17 protein-coding genes are annotated in these 19280 nt (G+C 54.4%); all 17 read left to right on the forward strand.

Features of this window, described 5'->3' with window-relative positions:
- Window positions 1-17 precede the first annotated feature (17 nt).
- The 17 genes from FEK66_RS23345 to FEK66_RS23425 all read left to right on the forward strand — a co-directional run bounded on the left by FEK66_RS23345 (window position 18) and on the right by FEK66_RS23425 (window position 19180).
- Window positions 18-473 (forward strand): DotD/TraH family lipoprotein, encoded by a 456-nt coding sequence (locus FEK66_RS23345; RefSeq protein WP_135495532.1) that lies wholly within the window; start codon window positions 18-20, stop codon window positions 471-473.
- Window positions 470-1258, forward strand: a complete 789-nt coding sequence (locus tag FEK66_RS23350) for a type IV secretory system conjugative DNA transfer family protein (RefSeq protein WP_135495533.1) — start codon at window positions 470-472, stop codon at window positions 1256-1258. The genes FEK66_RS23345 and FEK66_RS23350 overlap by 4 nt, the downstream gene beginning before the upstream one ends.
- Entirely contained in the window at window positions 1255-2412 is a 1158-nt protein-coding gene (traJ, locus tag FEK66_RS23355) for a plasmid transfer ATPase TraJ (RefSeq protein WP_135495534.1), read from the forward strand. Before FEK66_RS23350 ends, traJ begins: the two co-directional genes overlap by 4 nt.
- Window positions 2409-2669, forward strand: coding sequence for an IcmT/TraK family protein (gene icmT / locus FEK66_RS23360; RefSeq protein ID WP_135495535.1), 261 nt, complete (start codon window positions 2409-2411; stop codon window positions 2667-2669). Before traJ ends, icmT begins: the two co-directional genes overlap by 4 nt.
- Window positions 2670-2684: 15 nt before the next feature.
- Complete coding sequence (locus tag FEK66_RS23365) at window positions 2685-5930, forward strand: LPD7 domain-containing protein (RefSeq protein WP_135495536.1); 3246 nt, start codon at window positions 2685-2687, stop codon at window positions 5928-5930.
- A 7-nt stretch (window positions 5931-5937) separates the two neighbouring features.
- A complete protein-coding gene (locus FEK66_RS23370; protein WP_240782980.1) occupies window positions 5938-6381 on the forward strand; it encodes a hypothetical protein in 444 nt (147 codons plus the stop codon).
- Window positions 6382-6496: 115 nt separating this feature from the next.
- Window positions 6497-7117, forward strand: a complete 621-nt coding sequence (locus FEK66_RS23375; protein ID WP_240782981.1) for a DotI/IcmL/TraM family protein — start codon at window positions 6497-6499, stop codon at window positions 7115-7117.
- A 15-nt stretch (window positions 7118-7132) separates the two neighbouring features.
- Window positions 7133-8146: a DotH/IcmK family type IV secretion protein gene (locus FEK66_RS23380; protein WP_167854276.1), complete on the forward strand. Its 1014-nt coding sequence runs from the start codon at window positions 7133-7135 to the stop codon at window positions 8144-8146.
- A gap of 2 nt (window positions 8147-8148) precedes the next feature.
- Window positions 8149-9408 carry a conjugal transfer protein TraO gene (gene traO, locus FEK66_RS23385; RefSeq protein WP_167854277.1) on the forward strand — a complete coding sequence of 420 codons (1260 nt, stop codon included), beginning with the start codon at window positions 8149-8151 and terminating at the stop codon, window positions 9406-9408.
- 11 nt (window positions 9409-9419) lie between these two features.
- The gene (locus FEK66_RS23390; RefSeq protein ID WP_135495538.1) at window positions 9420-10214 is read left to right on the forward strand and encodes a hypothetical protein; all 795 of its coding nucleotides are present in this window, start codon (window positions 9420-9422) and stop codon (window positions 10212-10214) included.
- Entirely contained in the window at window positions 10214-10741 is a 528-nt protein-coding gene (gene traQ / locus FEK66_RS23395; protein WP_158233073.1) for a conjugal transfer protein TraQ, read from the forward strand. Before FEK66_RS23390 ends, traQ begins: the two co-directional genes overlap by 1 nt.
- Window positions 10742-10767: 26 nt before the next feature.
- Window positions 10768-11151: a DUF6750 family protein gene (locus FEK66_RS23400; protein WP_135495539.1), complete on the forward strand. Its 384-nt coding sequence runs from the start codon at window positions 10768-10770 to the stop codon at window positions 11149-11151.
- Between the two features lie 54 nt (window positions 11152-11205).
- Window positions 11206-12159 carry a hypothetical protein gene (locus FEK66_RS23405; protein WP_135495540.1) on the forward strand — a complete coding sequence of 318 codons (954 nt, stop codon included), beginning with the start codon at window positions 11206-11208 and terminating at the stop codon, window positions 12157-12159.
- 24 nt (window positions 12160-12183) lie between these two features.
- Entirely contained in the window at window positions 12184-15261 is a 3078-nt protein-coding gene (locus FEK66_RS23410) for an ATP-binding protein (protein WP_135495541.1), read from the forward strand.
- A 13-nt stretch (window positions 15262-15274) separates the two neighbouring features.
- A complete protein-coding gene (traW, locus tag FEK66_RS23415; protein WP_135495542.1) occupies window positions 15275-16471 on the forward strand; it encodes a conjugal transfer protein TraW in 1197 nt (398 codons plus the stop codon).
- Window positions 16468-16980 carry a conjugal transfer protein TraX gene (gene traX / locus FEK66_RS23420; protein WP_135495543.1) on the forward strand — a complete coding sequence of 171 codons (513 nt, stop codon included), beginning with the start codon at window positions 16468-16470 and terminating at the stop codon, window positions 16978-16980. The genes traW and traX overlap by 4 nt, the downstream gene beginning before the upstream one ends.
- Window positions 16981-17032: 52 nt before the next feature.
- Window positions 17033-19180 carry a DotA/TraY family protein gene (locus FEK66_RS23425; protein ID WP_135495544.1) on the forward strand — a complete coding sequence of 716 codons (2148 nt, stop codon included), beginning with the start codon at window positions 17033-17035 and terminating at the stop codon, window positions 19178-19180.
- Window positions 19181-19280 lie beyond the last annotated feature (100 nt).

A 19280-nucleotide genomic window follows, 5' to 3' on the forward strand; every position in this document is an offset into this window, starting at 1 on the left:
TATTCAGGAATTACGATATGAAGATAACGTACTTTACTGTGCTGGCATGCACTCTACTGTCTGGATGCCAGGCACAGCAAACCAGTACCGCACCAGTCACAGTGCAAACCGCTTCTGCTGATGCAAGACAGATACATAACACTCAGCAACAGCTTTATCTCGATGGAGCCCTAAACCAGACGGCGGGCCGCCTGCCAGCAACGTTCACGGCCAACAGCGATCGCCTGTCACTCGACTGGGAAGGTGACGCCATTGAATTACTGGCTCAACTGGCCCGCCAACGCGGCCTGAACTTTGCCTATACCGGCGTCCGCCTGCCTTTGCCCGTGAGTGTTCATGTCACCAATATCACGTTCGAAAATTTGCTTCGCCAGCTGGAGACTCAGATTGGATGGCGCGCCACGCTGAAGCAACAACCGCTTGAACTCCACCTCTACTTCGCGCTACCAGATAAAGGAGGACGTCTCGCATGAAACGTTCCTTACTTGCCATTTTGCTGCTGTTTAGCACTTTGCCTTCTTTCGCAGAGGATGCGCCCCCCGGGAACATTCAGGATTACCTGAACCCAGGCGCGAATGACTACAACGGACTGAGCGATACTGTGTGGCAGATGCTGAATGATGCGGGTCAGACTGTGGGATTTCAGGGCGGTAAAGCGCAGCGCGCCTGGGAATTACGCCAGATATTGACGGAAAGGGATAGCACTCTTAATGCTATGTACGACTTCCGGCCGCTAATCAGTAAACAGGGCTATCTTCCTCCGGTGATTGCCACCTCTGCTGACCTGGCCCATGTCACTCCTGACCAGATCCGCACAGCATATCGAACGTACAATATTCTGGTCCCCGCACGATTCGTCAGTAACCCACCCGGCTGGCGAACCTGGCTTTTGCCCGGTCTGGCCAATAAGCGCATTGATGCGCCAGATGCCAGCGTGCGACCCAAAAACAGTAAGGAAAGAGACGTCTGGGAAGCTGCGGTTCGCAAAGGCTGGGAGGATGGCAGGCAAAGTGCAGACCGGACGCTTGAATCAAATTTTAATCGCCTGACCCGTGATTACGCTGGCATGTTGCGTTACTCAACGCTCCTGCAACAGGGCATCATCCTGGCGCCGGATGTGAAGGAAACACAGCAAAGCGTCACGGGTACACGTGATGAGCTGATGATTGGCGACAAGGTTAAACGCATTCAGGATCCTGCCGGATTTGTGGTGGACAAGAATAAATGGAAGCCTGTTATCCGTAAGGGGGCGCAATGACGCTCTCTGCTTTTAATTTTCATGAGCATGGCGGGTTACACGCTGACAGTTTCCGGGCTTTTCTGGTTCACTGCGCACGGAACAACGTTTCCGATATTTTCCTGCAGGGAGGTGGGCCGCTGGTCGTTGATTTGCACGGCCGTAAAGTCCGCGCCAGTGAGTTTCGAATTGAACCACCACAGCTAACCCGGTTGATGGATGACGTCTTTTCGGAACAGATCAAGGGCGACCTGAAGGCAGGGAAAGGAGTAGATAGAGCGCTGCAGCTGACCGGGGATATGTACAATCGTTATGGGCTGGAACGTGGAGAGAGTCTGCGCTTTCGTTGCAACTTTGTGCAAGCCACTATCGGTGATTACGATATGGTACCGGCGCTGACGCTCAGGACCATCCCAACGGTCATCCCTGAGCTCGATGCGCTGGGGCTTGAGGAGGATTTACTTCCATGCCTGCTTCCTCACAAGGGCCTTGGCCTGATTACTGGTGAAACCGGGTCAGGTAAATCCACCCTTCTGGCGTCTACATATCAGTACACCGCCAGGAATGACCCGGACCGCAAGATAGTCACAGCAGAGGACCCTATCGAGTTCCTGCTAAATTTCCCCGATACGATTCTTATGCCTGAACAGTCGCAGATAGGCAGGGACGTGGCGTCATTCGCAGAGCACCTGCGTCTGACGCTGCGTCGTGCCCCAGGCGTGATTGGCGTGGGTGAGATACGCGACCCAGAAACGCTCAGCGGTGCCATCATGAACGGTCAGTCCGGGCACCTTTGCCTTTCTACCATGCACACCAATTCCCCGGGGGAAACCATCCCTCGCGCCCTGATGCTGGTACCAGAGGATCAGCGTGAAGCGATGGCCTGGAACCTGCTCAGCAATCTGCAGTATGTCATTACTCAGCGCCTGCTTCGGACAACTGACGGGAAACGCCAGTCGGTTAGGGAATACCTTGTGTTTGATGACGAGGTGAAAGAGTCGCTTGGCAAGCTGAAGCACACCCAATGGCGTACCTGGATTGATAACCGTCTCAGTGAGCGCGGTGAGCGAATGGGCGATAAAGCCTGGCGGATGTATCAGACAGGGAGAATTGACCGTAAAGAGTTGCTGACCGTTATAAGCCCTCGTGAAATTACCCGGAGGGAAGCGCTGTGAAAATCTGTAAATGGCGCGATGCAGGCCGCCGGCTGGAAATTTTCGGCATCCCGGTCGTCTTGTTTTCGCTGTACTTTGCGTGGTTCCAGTGGCCTGAGACCAGCACGTTCTGGGCGGTCACAATTCTGATTATCTTCTTTCGGATCCTCTCCTTCTTCGGCTTCACCATCACCGTACTGTGGCAACGACTGATTAGCCTCCTGCGTGGCAGGCAGTTAACCGGACGTCCGTGGTGGTACCGCCGGTTCTTTGAGTAAAAACAGGAACTGATTATGCAAAAACGTACCTACCTCACTATCACACCGGATAGCAAAAAGGATGCATTACGCGCTGCCGGACGTCTTGATGATGAAAATTATGCTCTTGAGTATGATCGTTCAGAAAAACTCTGGTTCGCAAAGCCAGACGCTGACCTTGAGAAGGTAAAGCCCTGGCTTCCTGAGAATGCCGTCTCTCAGCTGAATCAGACCACAACCGACAATCTGACGCCTGCAGAAGAGTTTGCACAGGTGCTCAAGGATGCCGGCTTTATCCTGCCTAAGAACAGCCTGCCTGAAATGGACGGTAAACGGCACAGAGTTGCAACCGATGGCGATAAAGCCGGTGCCACCTCCGGTGTGTACCAGGGTTTTCTCGATGGCCGTCCTGCGGGATGGTATCAGGATCATCGGGCAAGTGAAGGCAAGGTGAACTGGACCTCCACAGGCTCACATACCTATGACCCGGCAGAGGCCATGAAGCAACGTGCGTTGGCAGCACAAAAACGTTGGGACAGGGAAATACAGTCACAGCAGGAATTTGCCCAAATGGGGAAAACCTTGTCGCGGCAATGGAGCAAAATGCCCCCAGCTACGGAGACACACGCATATCTGGCCCGAAAAGGTGTACCAGCAGTTGATGGCGTTCGTCTGGATAAATACGACAATCTGGTCATTCCATTACGAAACAGCGATGGCGAGCTCCGAACCCTTCAGTACATCAAGCCCGATGGTACCAAGAACCTGAAGAACGGCGCTGAAAAGACAGGCAACTTCTTTGTGGTAGGGGGTGAACTTAGCCCTCAGCACCCTGTGCTGTATGCCGAAGGTTATGCCACAGCCGCCAGTCTGCATCTTGCGACCGGTATACCGGTTGTAATGACGGTGGATGCCGGCAATTTAGTGACGGTGTCACGAAATCTGAAAGAGCGATACCCAGATAACCACCACATCATCCTCGGCGAGGATGACTTCACCAAAACTAATAACCGCGGTGAACAGGACAATAAGGGGGCGAAAAAGGCACAAGAAGCCGCCGCGGCTATTAACGGCATTTACATCATCCCGACCTTCACAGAAAGCGAGCGTGCGCAGGCCTTTGCCAAAACCGCATCTTTCAGCGACTTCAACGATATTCATGTGGCCAGTGGACTGAATGCCGTTCGTGACCAACTGGCCCCAATATTCGACGAACTCATTCCCGACTGGCGTCAGCCCTTTACGGAGACTCACAGCATGCCTGACAACAATATCCTGCAGGATGAACCAACCGCTCCCTTCCCTGACATATCTGATTATCCGGACTTCGGTGCAGAATTTCAGGAAGCATTTCCGCAGTTCGATGACTTTCTGAATAACACGCCAGCGCCCGAACCCGGACCAACTTCTTCACCGAATGAAGCTGCAGATAACCCGAAGCCCACGGCACTTCCGGATGAGGAAATTGCTCAACCAACACCACCAACAGAAACAGTAGCCACCAACGCGCCAGAAACGACGCCAACCCCGGAGCCGACACTACCCGGCCCGGCTGACGGCGAACATCCCGTTGAAGTACCGATTACATCAGAGAAACTAGGTAAATCTCCCCAGGATGAAGTCGCTGAACCACCTGCAGAGCCACCGCTCAACACTCAGCCACAGCAGCAGGCAGAGACCACCACACCAGGTGCAGCAGACGTTGAACAGCCCGTTGCTGCATCAGAACCGGAAAATGGCTTTTCATTCACTTTTGGTCGCCTGCCTGGCGATGTCAGCCCGGAAGGGCCGGAAGTGGCTCGTATCAACCTGGATGAACTCCTGCAGGGCCTCACAAGCCGCCAGGAAGACAAAACCTGGGTATACGCACTCGATGGTGAAGACGCGTTTCGTGACTATGGCGATCGCATCGTTATGGCTTCTCCACAGGCCAGTGAAAACGACCGCATGATCCTGGCCGCCCTGCTCTCAGCCATGGCCAATCAGCGAGGTGCTGTTGAGGTAACCGGGAATCCGGAGTTCATCCAGCGCACACTGACACTGATTGCGGATCACAACATCAAGGTGCACCTGAAAAACCCGCAGCAGCGCGAACAGTTTGAAGCTCTGCTGCAGGCAAGAGCAGCCGAGGCAACGGCGAAGAACGGCATCAATATCAGCACGCCCGGGCAGGAAGCTGCACCATCACCAGCCGCACCACCGGCTACCGCGCCCGGAAATGGCCACACCACTAAGGCCATGCAGAAAGCCGCTGAAACCGCAGCCCCGGAAATGAACATCTTTGAAAAAGAGACTCTGCGAACGGGTCTGACCGGAAAGCTACTTGAATCTGGACGGGCGCCGTATCAGTTCGACAAGGCCAACACAGAAAGCTTTTATGTCCAGCTGCGCACGAAAGTGGGCAACAAAACCTACTGGGGCGTGGAGCTTGAAAAGGCACTGGAGGACAGTGGTCTAAAACAGGGCGACATCGTGAAGTTGCAGTATCTGGGTAATAAGCCAGTGATGGTCAACGTTCCGCTGACCGATAAAGACGGCGTCGTGACCGGATACGAACAACAGGAAAAGCATCGCAATCACTGGTCGTTGACGCCAGCACAGGATAACCGCCTGCTGGTTGCAGACCGACACCACGTCGCACCGGCAGAACTTTCAGCCTATGACGGCAATGCCTTCTGGCAGTTGCAGCAACAGATTGTTAAGGCGGCCGCGCTATCTTTACCACTTCCTGACCCGATAGGTCACAGCCTTCTGTATACAGGCCCCGACGGTGAAGGACAAAAACCGCCGCAATCTCCCCCGGAGAATGCCGTGGTCCCGGCGTTGTCAAAAGCCGCCGGCTCAGTGGTCATGCATGCGGCTGGCGCTGAAGGCGAACTGCTGGCACACCTGGTGAAGGGGCACGGAGATTACCTGCAGGGCGTGATGCGCCATGAGGGTGAGCTTCACCACGTACTGGCCCGCGTCTGTACCGGTGCTAACGGAAAGACGTGGATTGCCGTGAATACCGTTTCAGATTCAGGCGCACTCGCGCTGATTGGCCACGGCTCTGCCGTAAACGCCGTGAAGAATGGTGAGGCGCAGCGGGATACCTTTGCCTTTCAGCTTAAAGGGAAGGACGCCCCGAAGTTTGCCGTTCCTCTGGTCTCCCCGGAAAAGATCCCGCCGGCCCTGCACAGCAAGCTGGGGTTCGACAAACCCTGGACACCGCCGAAAGCACCGGAGCCGGAGCAGGCACCCCGGGCGCAGGTCAAGCCGGCTAATCAACCACAACCCATGTGAGGATCTCATGCGTAAAATGCTCTGTACCACCCTTCTGTTTCTGGCGTGCCTTCCTGCCGCTGATGCAGCTTCCTGCCGTGCCGGCACGGCCGCAAAGGCAGGCAGTGAAGCAGGCTACAACCGGGCCAAAGAAGCGGCTGATGCCTGGTCACAACGGCAGAACAACGTCACAGCATCACTGGCCGACTGTCTGGGGAACATCTCCACCACCATTACAGCCCCGACATTTCCCAATCTGGCCGACATCATGAACCAGATTGGCCAGAAAATTTGCCAGGCAGCCCGTGACAAAATCAGCGACTACGTTCCTCCGACCATAGACCCCTGGGGAGACTATGCATCCAGTAGCGGCCTTTCGTCCTACAGCTCGGGAACGACATCCATTCCCGTTACAACGCAATCGTCCCCGGCGGCCACTAATAGTGGCCGTTCTTTTATCTCACTAAATTAATGGAATCTACCCAGTGACGAAACAATCTGCAGCCTCCCCGGGGGAGGCTTCTTCAGACTCGGCCAGAAATCTTCATGAGTTTGATGAGAAACACCTCGCGCCTTTTATGGAGTCGATGCAGCTTCATAAAGACAGGATGCTAAACGCCTCCTTTGCCCGTAAGTGTCTGGCTGTCGCTCTGGTGTCTGTATTCTTCAACCTGGCGCAGTTTCCGGTTAACGCCTGGCTCGTCTGGCAAGTTGCTCATCCTCCGGTGAAATACTTCGCCACACTCAACGGTAGCGTACTGGCGCAATACCCTACGTCAGAACCCGCCTATAGCGACGATGACGTTATTGCTTTTGGTGACAAGGTCGTGCGTAGCGCTTTTCAACTCGACTTCAAAAACTTTCGCACGCAGATCAGCGATCAGCAGCAGAAGTTCTCCGAAGGCGGTTTCGCGAGTTACTACAGCGCACTGACAAACTCCAACCTGTTTGCAAAGGTGAAAACAGACAAGCTACTGATGTCGGCCAACATCACCCGTAAGGGGATGATTTACCGACGCGGTCGGGAAGGTTCCGATGGGCCCTATATCTGGGAAGTTCAGTACCCCGTCACCCTGAGTCTCGACGGCCAGACTCGCAGCCTGCCACCTCAGAACTTCATTTTCACGATCCGCATTCAGCGCACCGACGTCAGGCTCAAATCCGAAGGAATCGAAGTGGCCTCCGTAGTCACCCGGGATGCCAGCTAAGTATCAGGAAACCTCATGAAAATTAGACTTCTCACGACAGCAATTTTGCTCTTGTCGGCAGGCTCCGTATGGGCTGCTGACTGGGCAGATGCCCGAACTAACACCCCCACGACGGCGTTACCGCCTGCGCCTGCCCCCACAACTCAGGTAACACCACCGGCCACACCGGTGGACACGGATATGCAAAGTGAGCCGGCAATGGACATCACCGCGCCTCTACGGCAGTCTCCCCCTGCACCACCTTCTGCAGCCGAAGCCTGGGCTATCGGTCAGGCCGCTCCGCTTAACCGCGGTGAAATTGAAAACGTCAGTCGGGCTGTCGATGACGCCAGTCGTGGACGCGCCTGGCAGCCTGCAGATGTGGTACCACGCATTTCCACACTGACGGTAAATCTCTCTCCGGGCGCCTCTTTGCCGGTACTGCGAACCGCCACACATCAGGCCAGCACGGTGATGTTTACGGACAACACCGGGGCCCCATGGCCACTGGCCGCCCCCCCTTATAACGCTAACGCCGATGGCTTTACGGTGAACTTTATACCGGACAGCAGCGTGATGACCGTTCAGGCCAGGCGACAGTATGACCGGGGGAATGTCACGGTGTACCTGAAGGGACTGGCAGTCCCCATCATCGTGGATATCACCAGCGGTGAGGCCAGTAACACAGCAAAATCCCGCGTCATTGATACTCGCCTGGATCTGCGTATCCCACAGCGCGGTCCACAGGCGAAAAAGATGCCGGCGCCGCAATCAAAGATTGGCCTTAACGACCCAACGTTGCAGGCCTTTCTCGATGGCGTTCCCCCTAAAGATGCCCGGCGTCTGAAAACGGAAGGTGCCGTTCCGGATACACAGGTCTGGCAGATGGGTGATGACCTTTTCATCCGTACCCGCAGCGAGCTGCGTGATGCTTTCGAACAGACCCTGGCCTCTGGTGATGGAACCTGGCTGTACAAACTGCCACTGACCCCGGAAGTGGCCTTCTCTCATGCCGGTAAAACGGTCTGGATGACATTATCTCTGGAGTAGTCATGACCGCAGAAAAAGACGCCCGCCGGGACGTAAAGAAAACCGGCTTAATTATCATTGGCGGAGGCTTTGCCGCTATTGCCGGTATTTTCTTACTGGTTTCCTGGCTCAATGCCCCACCACCTGCAGCATCGCGCATCAGCGTGGACAAAACAGCAGGCGGCACTGGAAAAGCCACGGCTGAAAGCCCGCAATACCGATCGTTGCTCAGAGAGAACAACGCGGAGGGTGCTAAGCAGGCGATGGCGAATAACACCAGTTTTATCGCTTCAGCAGGCTCCGGGACAGTACGTCAGGTGCCGCCGATTTCCCAGGAGCCGCCGCCTCAACAACCGGCATTACGGGCAGAAACCCAATTGCCACCACCTCAACGAGTCCCGACACAGTCACTTGACCCCGATCGCAAAAAAGCACTTGAGGCACTGCTCAAAGAGCTGGTAGCTCAGCGAGACGCGCCGGTAGGTCAACTGGCCAGTGTAACCGGACAGGCCCCGGGGCAGGCGACTCAATCCTCTGGCGCGCCAGGTGCGGTTGCCGCAAGTCCCTTCTCCGGATGGACGGACAGCCTTTCCCCCCAGACGCAAACAGGGAATGTCAAAGGTTCCGGCGGTACAGCAACTGACCGCATTGTTATCCCCGTTGGCAGTCGCCCTGGCGGTGTGATTGACACTGCGATTGATTCCGACAATACCGGCTCACAGGTGCTGGCCCGTATTCCGGCAGGACCTTATGCCGGTGCTACGTTGACAGCAAATGGCGTTCAGCTCGCGGGTGACGGTGTGTCCATTCATTTCACCAATATGGACTGGAATAACAACACCTGGCGTATCGATGCCTGGGCGGCCATGCCCGATACGCTGCAATCATCCGTCGCCTCGTCGGTCAACAACCGCTATACAACACGCATTCTGCTACCCGCACTGGCCCACGGTTTGGGGCTAGGTGGTCAACTCTATGCCAGTGCCAACACGCAAATTCTGAGCAACGGCTTCAACAACATTGAGGGTCGCGAGGGCATGCCTGATGGTAAAGCAGTGGCCGGCACCATCCTCGGCGGCGCAGCCCAGCAGGCGGGGCAGGTGATGGGTCAGGACGCGCAAAAGCTACCTGTAAAACAGGTTCTTGTTGATCGTGGCCAGAGCATCGCCGTGTTGTTTATGACCGCAGTGAAAGAAAGCGACAAAGTGATTAAGACTCGTGATGAGCCCGCGGCTGTCAGCCTGCAACCCGCCAGCCGCATGGTCCCCGCCTTACACCCCTGAAGAGAAACGCCATGAAAGAAAACTATTTCGATTCGGAACTTGAGCCCGCGGCCTCGCCGTTGCCTGAACTTCATCCGGAGCCCGAAGAAGAAGCATCTAAGACGCCAGCCAAAGACGAGAACCCTAAAAGTAAACGTCAGTTTATGGGGTATGACCTCAGCACGTTGCTGATTGCCGGCGGCGTACTGGTTGCCCTTTTCGTCTATGCCGTTTGGCCAGATGAACCACCTCAACGTGCTTTTATTCCTGACCATCAGGCCGCACCTGTGGCTGCTCCAACGGAGGAAGAGGCTCCCGCACCTGAACCCGAACCGGCACCTGCCCCAGCACCGGAGCCACCTCAACACACTGAACCTGTTCAGTCATCAGCACCTCCAGTAGATGCACAGGCACTGCAGCAGGCCAGCGAGGCAAACCAGCAAGGGATAAGCGCACTGGATAGTCGCGTCAGTGATGCAGAGCGACGTCTGGCAGAACTTGAAGCACGAATGAAGGCTATGGGAACCGGTACGACCACCCCAGCCAAAGCCGTCAGCAAACCAGTAAAACGTACCGTCGTTAAATCGACTTCAGCATCAACGCACCGTACAGCAGCTGCACGAACAGGGACTGGCAATCAGCGCAGTACCGGCGTACAGGGCTGGCGGGTACATACCATTTACCCGGGCATGGCCTGGATAACCCACGGAGGATCCACCTGGTCGGTGCAGGCCGGCGATAACATTAACGGCATGACCATTCGCAGCATTAATGCCACTGCACGCACCGTCACAACTGACAGGGGCGTCATTCGCCAGGGGGGCTAATGGACGCCATTCAAATCCTGGTTCAGGTCGCCGACGGTCTGAAAACCAGCGGTATCCGCTTGATCCTGGCTCTGGGTTTTATGTTCGGACTTGGCGGCTGCATTTTCACGTTGTTCTCCGTCGCCCAACGAGTCCGCACCGGTAAACCAGCCAGCGGGATTAAAGCCCTGGCATCGGTCTGCCTCGGCGGTGCTCTCATCGCCCTGCAGCAGATGATGAATAAAGCCTCCCACACCCTGAGTTTTGGCGATGTTTCCTTTGATGCCATCGCCTACGCCCCGGAATCCATGGGTCAGGCCAAGCTCGCCATCGATGCCGTTCTCACCTTGCTGCGTGCGGTCGGGGTGATGTTTTTCTTCATGGGCATATCTCGTGTCCGTCGCTCTCTGGTCGATGGCCACACAGGCCTGACTGCCCGAGAAGATGTCTCTGCAGGCATGGTGATCCTCATCTGCGGCATTCTCCTAGCCTGCAATCCACAACTGCTCGACGCACTCCAACAAACGCTGCATCTGAGCTGGAATTAACTCCATAAACAAAAGAGGTTTTAACAATGCGTAATTTCACACTGTCCGTTTCCGTACGCCTGTGGCTGGCTGCTTCTTCTCTGGGCCAACGTCTTCTGGCTCCGATTGCCGCACTCCTGGGTTCCCTGACGCTGCCAGCTCATGCTGATGACGGCATTTTTGGGATGCTCGACACCGTGGCCGACGGTGCCGATAACTCCGGGAAAAGCCTGTTGAAAGTGGCGAAGTTTGGCGGGATTGGACTTGTCATTATTGGCGTCGCCCTTTGGGTGGCCAAGAAAAAGAACCCACAGATTGGCTGGGGCTGGGTCCTGACCTGTATCGGTGCCGGCTGCATCATGATTGCCATTGACCAGTTCATCAAGAAAGGTCAGAGCACCATTCAGCTGAACCCGGTTGATGTGGGTTAACATCACTCCCCGGCGCGCTGGCGCCGGGGTCCTTCCTACAAAAAGGAGGTCACCTTGAACCCATTCATGGAAGCGATCAGTTTCCTTTACCCCGTTCAGTTGGAGCCTTGTCCGCCCGATGATAACAATACAACGCTCCCGTCGCTGAACCTGAAAGCCCAGGAGGCCCGTGCCTTTTGCCAGTGGCTCATTCCGCTTGTCCCTGATTTTTATCACTGCGGTATCTCCGTCGACGCCGGTTATGACTGCAACGTCTGGCTAATTCCATTGGCCCCGCTGACAGAACGCCTGCAGAAGTTGATGCCTGAACAATGCGATGAAACCATGCTGACAGAACCGCTGACAAAAGCCTGTCGTCGCTGGTCCCGTCATCATGTCACGCATCTTCGCCTGACAACGGCCATCCGTTACCAACACTTCAACATCGAGCAGCAGGTCTGGGGGCATGAGCAGGCCGGACATAACCCGGCTCTGCACCAGCGAGCCTCGATACTCGCCGGAAACACCTGCGAATACTGCGGACACGTCAGTGCCAGTAACCTGCTGACATTTCGTGACAGCAATCCAGAAAACACGCTCGACGACAATCTTACTGTCGCCTGCAGCGTATGCCTGTGCAGTCGTCATCTGAATCGGCTGGGTGCCAATGACGGCGTGATGGTTTACCTGCCTGAGCTTGCGCCGGCTGACATCAGCCGGCTGATAAGAACGGTGGTCGCCGCCCGGCGTGACGGAGATGAACGCCAGCAAAATGGTGCAGCCATGATCCTTAACTGGCTTGCCGCACACCGGGCTGAGACGGAGCGATTCTGGGGGACCAGCCATCCCGGAGAGTTTGGACGGGCTCTGCAGCAGTCATCACCGGCAATGCGTGAATCATTGCAACAACGACTGCGTCATATCGCACTCATTCCCAATCCGGACATCATCGCCGCCCGGCCGTTCAGTCTGAGCCTTCCATCAGGCCAGTGGACGTCCCTGTACAAACAGTATTGCCGCCAGTCCTGACTGGCCCTATCAGAGAGTATTCGCATGAAAAATCCACTGGTCACCGCGCTGGAGTGCGTGGAGGAAGCTATTGCCTGGGCCTCGCGCTATGCACTGGGACAGGACTTTACCCGTTACTGCGATCTTCGCACCACGATTGGCCTGACCGAAGACGATCGCAAGCAACGTCCCGGCATGTCCGCACCCTATATCTTTCTCACGGAGGAAGGTCACTATGCCAGTGTGTTCGAAATTGAGGGGACCTACTGTACTTTTAATGAAGAGACGGCCATCACGGAAGAAGAGAAGCGGAATAAAGCGCTTTTCAGTAACTATATCGACCGCCTGACAAAGCTGCTAACCAGCGAGTTTAAAGAGCCGGGTCGTAAACTGAGTTTTGTCTTCGAATGTGATCCCGGAAAAGCCAAAGCTGAACTAAAAAAACTGCTTTCTCACCAGTACCGCAGCCTGAAGCGTATGGGCCTCAATCTGACTGATATTCTGGATGAGCGTATTGAGAAAATGGCACCCTTTATCGCCCGTGAGCGGGCGTTTCTGGTGGTATATACCGCCCGGACGGCGCTTTCCACCACCGAAATTCACGATGAAGAAAAGCGGCGTGAAGCTTTACTGAAACAAAGCCCGGGAGCGCGATATGGCCAGAATCCGGTATTTCAGGAGCTGGAAGGACTTAAAATTCGCCACGATACGTTCATCACCACGCTGGAAAAACAGTTTGGTAAAGGCGATTTCGGTACCCGTATCCGGTTGATGAATGCCTATGAAGTTGGGCTGGCATTACGAGAAGAAGTTGAACGCGACAGCACCTCAGAAGCCTGGCGGCCATTTCTGCCCGGGGATGTTAAATGGCCACATGGACGACCAAAAGGTAACGACCATTCAACGTTACTGGCGCCCCATCTCCACTATCAACTATTCAACAGCGCGCCGGATATTCATGGCAGCTTTATTAAACTTGATAACCACTGGCATACCACGCTGGCGCTTTCTCTTGGCCCTCAGCAGCCGGAGACGTTCAGCCAGCTGTTTGACAAAATTAACCGCCGCCTTCCCTGGCGTATTCGCATGGACCTGATGCCTGGGGGCATGAAAACACTCGGTGGAAAGAAGACCATCCTGAGTCTGGCAGGCCTTCTTCCTCCAATACGCCCGATTTATAATTCCGTTCAGTGGCTGGAAGAGGAAGATAAAAGCGAGCCGGTTTGCGTGATGACCATCTGCGCCAGCACCTGGGGCCGTGATAAGGAAACGGCAAAGCGAAATCGTACTCTACTTCAGAAGGGGCTTCAGTCGTGGGGCGTGTGTGAAGTAACAGGAACATTTGGAGACCCAGCGCGGGCGTGGGCGTCAACCCTGGTCGGTGCGAACGCCCTTAGTATTCCCTCGCTGATGTACCCGCCCCTCTCAGCGGCCCTTTCCTTACTTCCCCTGCAGCGCCCGGCCACCCCCTGGCCAGATGATGCCAGCATTGTGTTTGCCACCCCTGACGGCAAGCCCTTTCCGGTAAAACTGGCCAGCAACCTGCAAACAAAATTCACGGAGATAGTCGCAGGTGAACCCGGTACGGGTAAATCAGTGGCCCTGGGAGCACTCAGCGAAGCGATTCTGTTTTCCGGACAGAGCAACCTGCCGTTTCTGTCCTACGTCGATAAAGGTTTCTCTGCTCAGGGTCTGGTAAGACTCATTCGCGACGCGCTCCCGAAATCCCGCCAGCATGAAGTGATAGGCCTGGTACTGGAAAATAGCCGCCAGCATTGCAAAAACCCGTTCGATGTTCAGCTCGGAATGAAATATCCGATCACCCCGGAGCTCGAATATCTGGTGAACATCGGCGAAATATTGTGTGTGAATCCGGACACTGGTACACCACCTAACTCACAGGACTGCAGGCAAATACTGGGAATGATCATCGGCAAAGCCTATGAGACGAATGCCAGTCTTGCCCCTGTCCGATATGCCCCAACGCTGGAGCCATCAGTTGATGAAGCTTTGGAGAAAACGGGCATTCTCCTGGCGTACGACAGCACCTGGTGGTCTAAAGCCACATGGTATGAAGTCAGGGATTTACTTTTCTCCCGGGGCGAACTGGCAGCGGCAACACGCGCACATTATCAGGCAATGCCAGAACTGAGTGACCTGCAGGTGTATCTGAATGACGAAGATGTGCGGGCACAGTACGGCACCATCACCCGTGATGGCAGTGGGGAAACACTGCTTTCTTATATCAGCCGCTGCCTGTCTGATGCCTTACGCACCTACAAAATGCTGGCCGGTCGCACCGTCTTTGAGCTCAACCCGGACACCCGCGTGATAGCCATTGACCTGAATAACGTGGTCGGAGGCAAAACGCCTGCCGGTCAGGTCAAAACCGGCTTGATGTACCTCTACGCGGGCCAGCTGGCCGCCGGACACTTCGAGCTACCGCAATACCGCAATGAGTTGATGCGCGAACTGCCAGAGATGTATCAGCCGTTCCATCACGACCGGCTGACCCAACTGGCCCAGGAGGTGAAAACCAAGATTTATGACGAATTGCATAACGCCAAAGACATTCCGTTTATCATCAATAAGCTGGTCACTCAGGACCTGGAGAACCGCAAATTCTTCATCCGCACCGTGCTGAGCTCTCAGTATCTGAACCACTTCCCGCCTGAAATACTCAAGTCAGCGAACAGTCTCTATCTGATGCAAGTCAGCCATGAAGATCTGCCACTGCTGACCGAACATTTCGGCGTGCCGGTGCATACCGCACAGGCGTTCCGTCATATCGGCTCCGGGGCAGCACCAGACGGCAGTGGTACCCACTTTCTGGCGTGCTTTCGCCTCAAAACAGGGAATGTGGTCCAGATCCTTAAAAACACCCTCGGGCCAAAGGAGCTATGGGCACTCAACTCAACCCCGAAAGATGCCGCCTTGCGTGACCAACTGTATGACCGACTCGACGGTCGGAAAGCCAGAGCCATTCTGGCTGAAGCCTTCCCGACAGGGAGTGCCATCAACCTCATCGACCTGCGTCAAAAGGAAGCGCGTGAAACCGATCACGGCAACGTCATTAACCGACTGGCCAGCGAGCTGATTGCCGCTCGCGGCCTGCAAATCTGATTAAGGCAACACCATGAAGAAACGACTACTGGCCGTCACCATCGGCGGCCTGCTGCTGTCTCCGCTTTATGCCTCAGCGATGACTGTCAACGTAAACAGCAGCGTACCAATCACCACAGAGGTCGTCCCACAATTAAGCACGGCCAACGGCACACTAGGCTCTATTCTTTCCACTAACCAGCAGATTGGTGGCGCAATCAGTTCCGGTAACGACAAGATTGCGGCCATGATCCAACAATCCACAGAAAACATGCAGCAATATGCCACCTACGCGCAGCAGGTGCAGAACCTGGAGCAGGCCAGACGCAGCTACACCGTGCCGGACAGCATATGCAGTGAGTCTGCATCAGGCCAGGCCTCACAGGTCGCCCGCCAGTCAGCAGCAAAGCAGTCAACACTTGCCAGCGGTGGCGGTGTCAAAAACAGTGCCATTAAAAAAGCGCTGTCATCCAAACCAGATGTTCCTGAAAAGGGGCTGTTTGCCACAGCAGAAATCCACCGGAATTACTGCACCAGGGAAGATGCAGATGCCTGGGGTGATCTCTGTAGCGGCGAGTCGGCATTACCGGGCGGAGATAAGGAAGTCCGTTCACTTCTGGCCGGCGCCGGTCCGGAAGACAAAGCCCCGGAGCTGACCTTCACCCCGGAACAGACAGATGCGGCAATGATGTACCTCAAAAACTCAGTACGCCGCAGTCCCGGCAGGGCACTGAAAAAGGGCGAAGTGAAAACCGACAGTGGTCGCCAGTACATCGGGATGATGACAGAGCATGACGCCATACAAAGTGCAGCTGAGCAGCCTCAGCTGGCGATGGTCGCGGCCAGTCAGCCTAATGAAGCGACGAAAGATGTTCTGGCCGAAACACTCCAGACGCCATCGAGCAGGGCCTGGTTTGATGAGAATGCCTCAGCAGAAGCAAAGCGCACCGGCATGATGTCGTTGCGAGAGTTTGAATCGTTCGAAGTCAATCGCCGGTATGCCAATACCGATTATCAGACCGACCTGCAGGCGATGGATGGTGACAACCTTCTGCGTGAATCCATCCGCATTCAAAGCCTCCAGAACTCCCTGCTTTTGGGCATCAAACAGCAACTGCAGGAGAACGCAATTATTGCTGGTCAGCAGTTGAGTCTTGAAGGTGTCCAGTACTACGAACCTCGCCTGACACAAAAACTGCAGCAGGCCGCCGCCGGAGCCACACGCCAATGAAGAAAATAGGAAAAAAAGCCTGGTTTGCCGCCAATCTGGTCCTCCCACTATGGGAGGCCGGTCGTATGGTCAATGCCGCTCGCTACGCTGCAGAGCAAAACGCAGAACGCTTTCGCCGTGTATGGCCTAACAAAGTAAAGGGAAACACAGACGAACTCAGCTTCGATGAAGCAGTAGCCGCCAGCGGCTGCAGCCGTGAAATGTTGATACGGCGCTATCTTCTTTCTAAGCGCATATTGCTTGTTATGTTTTTGATAGCATCAGCGTTTGCCATCCTCTTACCAGTAGCCACGCTGATAGCTGCCGGACCGGGAGCAGGCGTGTTACTGATAAGAGCGCTGTTCCTGACATTCACAATGATAGCCTTTGCGGGCATGGTGTTTGCGTATGCTATGAAACATCAACTCCGCCTCTGGCAGCTCACCACCCGGGAGCTGGGCTCGTTTGCACAATGGCGTGCAACGGGTCGCTGGGTCAAAGACATCTTCAGCTGGCGTTCCCCATCCTGACTACCCTTCTGCCATCCTCTGGATGCGCATTCTGTTTGTAACGGAAATCTCTATGAAAAGACTGCTTCTGATAGTGGCCAGCCTTGTGCTGGTAGGCCTGTCGTTGCCGGCATTTGCAGACAACATCAACTACGACACGATCACCGGCGCGGCAACGCGCACGACTGACCTTTCCCGCCAGTTACTTATCATGGTCTATGGCGACGTGGTAAATAATCCCCTACAACCTCAGAACGTCAGCTTTATTGGCCAGCTGTATGGCGTATTCAACTCCATCATCGCAGGCCTCGCGTTCTTCTGGTTTATGGGGATAACCTTGCGCGCCACGGTGCTGACAGGTAACCGCGGCAAAGTTTTTGGTCGTGGAAACACAATGATGGCACCCGTCTCATCCCTGGCAGGGTTTATGGCCCTGGTTCCTACGCCATCAGGCTGGTCCATCTCAAATCTGGCATTCTTATGGATGTCTTCCATCATGGGGATTGGTAGCGCCAATCTGCTCACCGATAAAGCTGCAGACACAATCATGGACGGCCAGTCCATGATTATGCAGCCCGTTGCCGGCGAAACTATTACGGCAGCCCGGGGCATCTTCGATATGTATCTGTGCAAAGCGGCGATGAACACCGAGCAAGCTGAAATGCACCAGTCCGGGAGCAGCAATACACCGCCAATGACAGAACAGCGGTCCTCTGACAGTCGTGAGATACGCATTTCGAACGGCAGCGCTCTCTGCGGCAGCGCGAAATTGCCTGAAACAACTGACAGTGATTCTTGGTTCTCCTTTAGTGTCCCAATAAATTCTGGCCCACTCGAAAATGCCCAGATGAGCGCTTTCACCACGATGAACAGCACGCTGTCACAGAGTGCTGAAAATTTTGTCAGCGCCTGGCGCAGTTATCAGGATGGAGGACAAGGTCGCCTTCCTGATGCAGAAGCGGAGATTCAACAGGCAGCACGGCAGTATGAGGACACTATCACTGCTGCAACAGCAAGCGTAAACAACGAAGGGGAAATCCGCAGCGAGTTATCTAACTACCTGAAACAAAGCGGCTGGATTTCGTTGGGTGCCTGGTATCAGTCATTCGCAACAGCTAATCAGAAAGTTAATAGCGTGGCCAACCAAAGCCCTATCGTTACAGGTCAATCAAATATCGGGGAGGCTGGCGTCGGTCAATTGCAGGAAGAAATTAGAACAGCCTTACTTGCTCAGAGGAAAAACTCAACATATACCCCCCCTCTGGGGTCAGCAAACATACCTGGGAACGATAGCATTGATGACGGTCAATCGGCGAACTCTACGTTGTTAAAAGTGCTAGATAATGCTTACGGTGTAAGATTTGCGAATTTCATTATTCACTCTGTCATGGATGATGATAATTCTAACAACTCAAGCCAAGTCAACCCTCTATTAAAGATGAAATCAGTTGGAGACTATACTTTAGGTGCTGCTCAAACGACTTTTGCTACCTTTACTGTTGCAAAGGGTCTTGTTGACATGGGAAATGGTTCTGGCCTTGGGAAAATTGTCAATGCTGTATCTGGTGCAGGATATTTAGCACAGAGTGTAATTGGTTCAATTGCGCCTATAGTTTATTTCATTTTGTTTATTATGCTGAGCATCGGTTTTTCCCTTTCAATTTTCTTACCTTTTATCCCACTAATTTACTGGATAACTGCGTGTACATCATGGCTTGGAAGTGTTTTGATTGGCACTACTGCTGGTTCTTTATGGGCAGCCACACACATTGGCACAGAAGAAGACAAGGGAAGCCGAGCAAATTATGGCTACATATTCTTGATCGACGCAGCGATCAGACCGTCACTCATGGTGTTTGGCTTTTTCTTTGCCAGCCTGGTCGTCGTGGCTATCGGAACTTTACTCAACATATTGATATTACCTGCAATGGCAAATGTTCAGGCTGACTCTATCACAGGGTTAGCAAGCATTATTGGCATTCTGATGATTTATGCCCGGACATGTACCACGCTTGTTTCATCAGCTTTCAGCCTACAGGTCTATCTGCCTGATTATGTTATTGCCTGGCTCGGCGGGCGGGAAGCCGCACAGATGATGAAAGGAGCTGTAGAATCGGCCCGCAACATGTTTGCAGGTTTTGGCAGCAAAGCTGGCCACGCTCCAGGCATCAAACGGATGGATCAGAATAAATCAACGGGCAATCCGGACGGGTTTAAGTAACCAGTTTGCCCGATAAATCTGAGCAATAACCACACAAAAGACTTGTTAATGAGTTTTTTGATGCTACTATAAAACCTATAAACAGGTTCTTTTGTGACGA

Origin of the sequence: Escherichia sp. E1130 (genome assembly GCF_005781065.1) — a bacterium.
Lineage (GTDB): Bacteria > Pseudomonadota > Gammaproteobacteria > Enterobacterales > Enterobacteriaceae > Escherichia.

Coding starts and splice junctions, on each gene's coding strand:
- FEK66_RS23345 (WP_135495532.1), top strand. CDS start 18: ATGAAGATAACGTACTTTACTGTGCTGGCATGCACTCTACTGTCTGGA.
- FEK66_RS23350 (WP_135495533.1), top strand. CDS start 470: ATGAAACGTTCCTTACTTGCCATTTTGCTGCTGTTTAGCACTTTGCCT.
- traJ (WP_135495534.1), top strand. CDS start 1,255: ATGACGCTCTCTGCTTTTAATTTTCATGAGCATGGCGGGTTACACGCT.
- FEK66_RS23365 (WP_135495536.1), top strand. CDS start 2,685: ATGCAAAAACGTACCTACCTCACTATCACACCGGATAGCAAAAAGGAT.
- FEK66_RS23370 (WP_240782980.1), top strand. CDS start 5,938: ATGCGTAAAATGCTCTGTACCACCCTTCTGTTTCTGGCGTGCCTTCCT.
- FEK66_RS23375 (WP_240782981.1), top strand. CDS start 6,497: ATGCAGCTTCATAAAGACAGGATGCTAAACGCCTCCTTTGCCCGTAAG.
- FEK66_RS23380 (WP_167854276.1), top strand. CDS start 7,133: ATGAAAATTAGACTTCTCACGACAGCAATTTTGCTCTTGTCGGCAGGC.
- traO (WP_167854277.1), top strand. CDS start 8,149: ATGACCGCAGAAAAAGACGCCCGCCGGGACGTAAAGAAAACCGGCTTA.
- FEK66_RS23390 (WP_135495538.1), top strand. CDS start 9,420: ATGAAAGAAAACTATTTCGATTCGGAACTTGAGCCCGCGGCCTCGCCG.
- traQ (WP_158233073.1), top strand. CDS start 10,214: ATGGACGCCATTCAAATCCTGGTTCAGGTCGCCGACGGTCTGAAAACC.
- FEK66_RS23400 (WP_135495539.1), top strand. CDS start 10,768: ATGCGTAATTTCACACTGTCCGTTTCCGTACGCCTGTGGCTGGCTGCT.
- FEK66_RS23410 (WP_135495541.1), top strand. CDS start 12,184: ATGAAAAATCCACTGGTCACCGCGCTGGAGTGCGTGGAGGAAGCTATT.
- traW (WP_135495542.1), top strand. CDS start 15,275: ATGAAGAAACGACTACTGGCCGTCACCATCGGCGGCCTGCTGCTGTCT.
- traX (WP_135495543.1), top strand. CDS start 16,468: ATGAAGAAAATAGGAAAAAAAGCCTGGTTTGCCGCCAATCTGGTCCTC.
- FEK66_RS23425 (WP_135495544.1), top strand. CDS start 17,033: ATGAAAAGACTGCTTCTGATAGTGGCCAGCCTTGTGCTGGTAGGCCTG.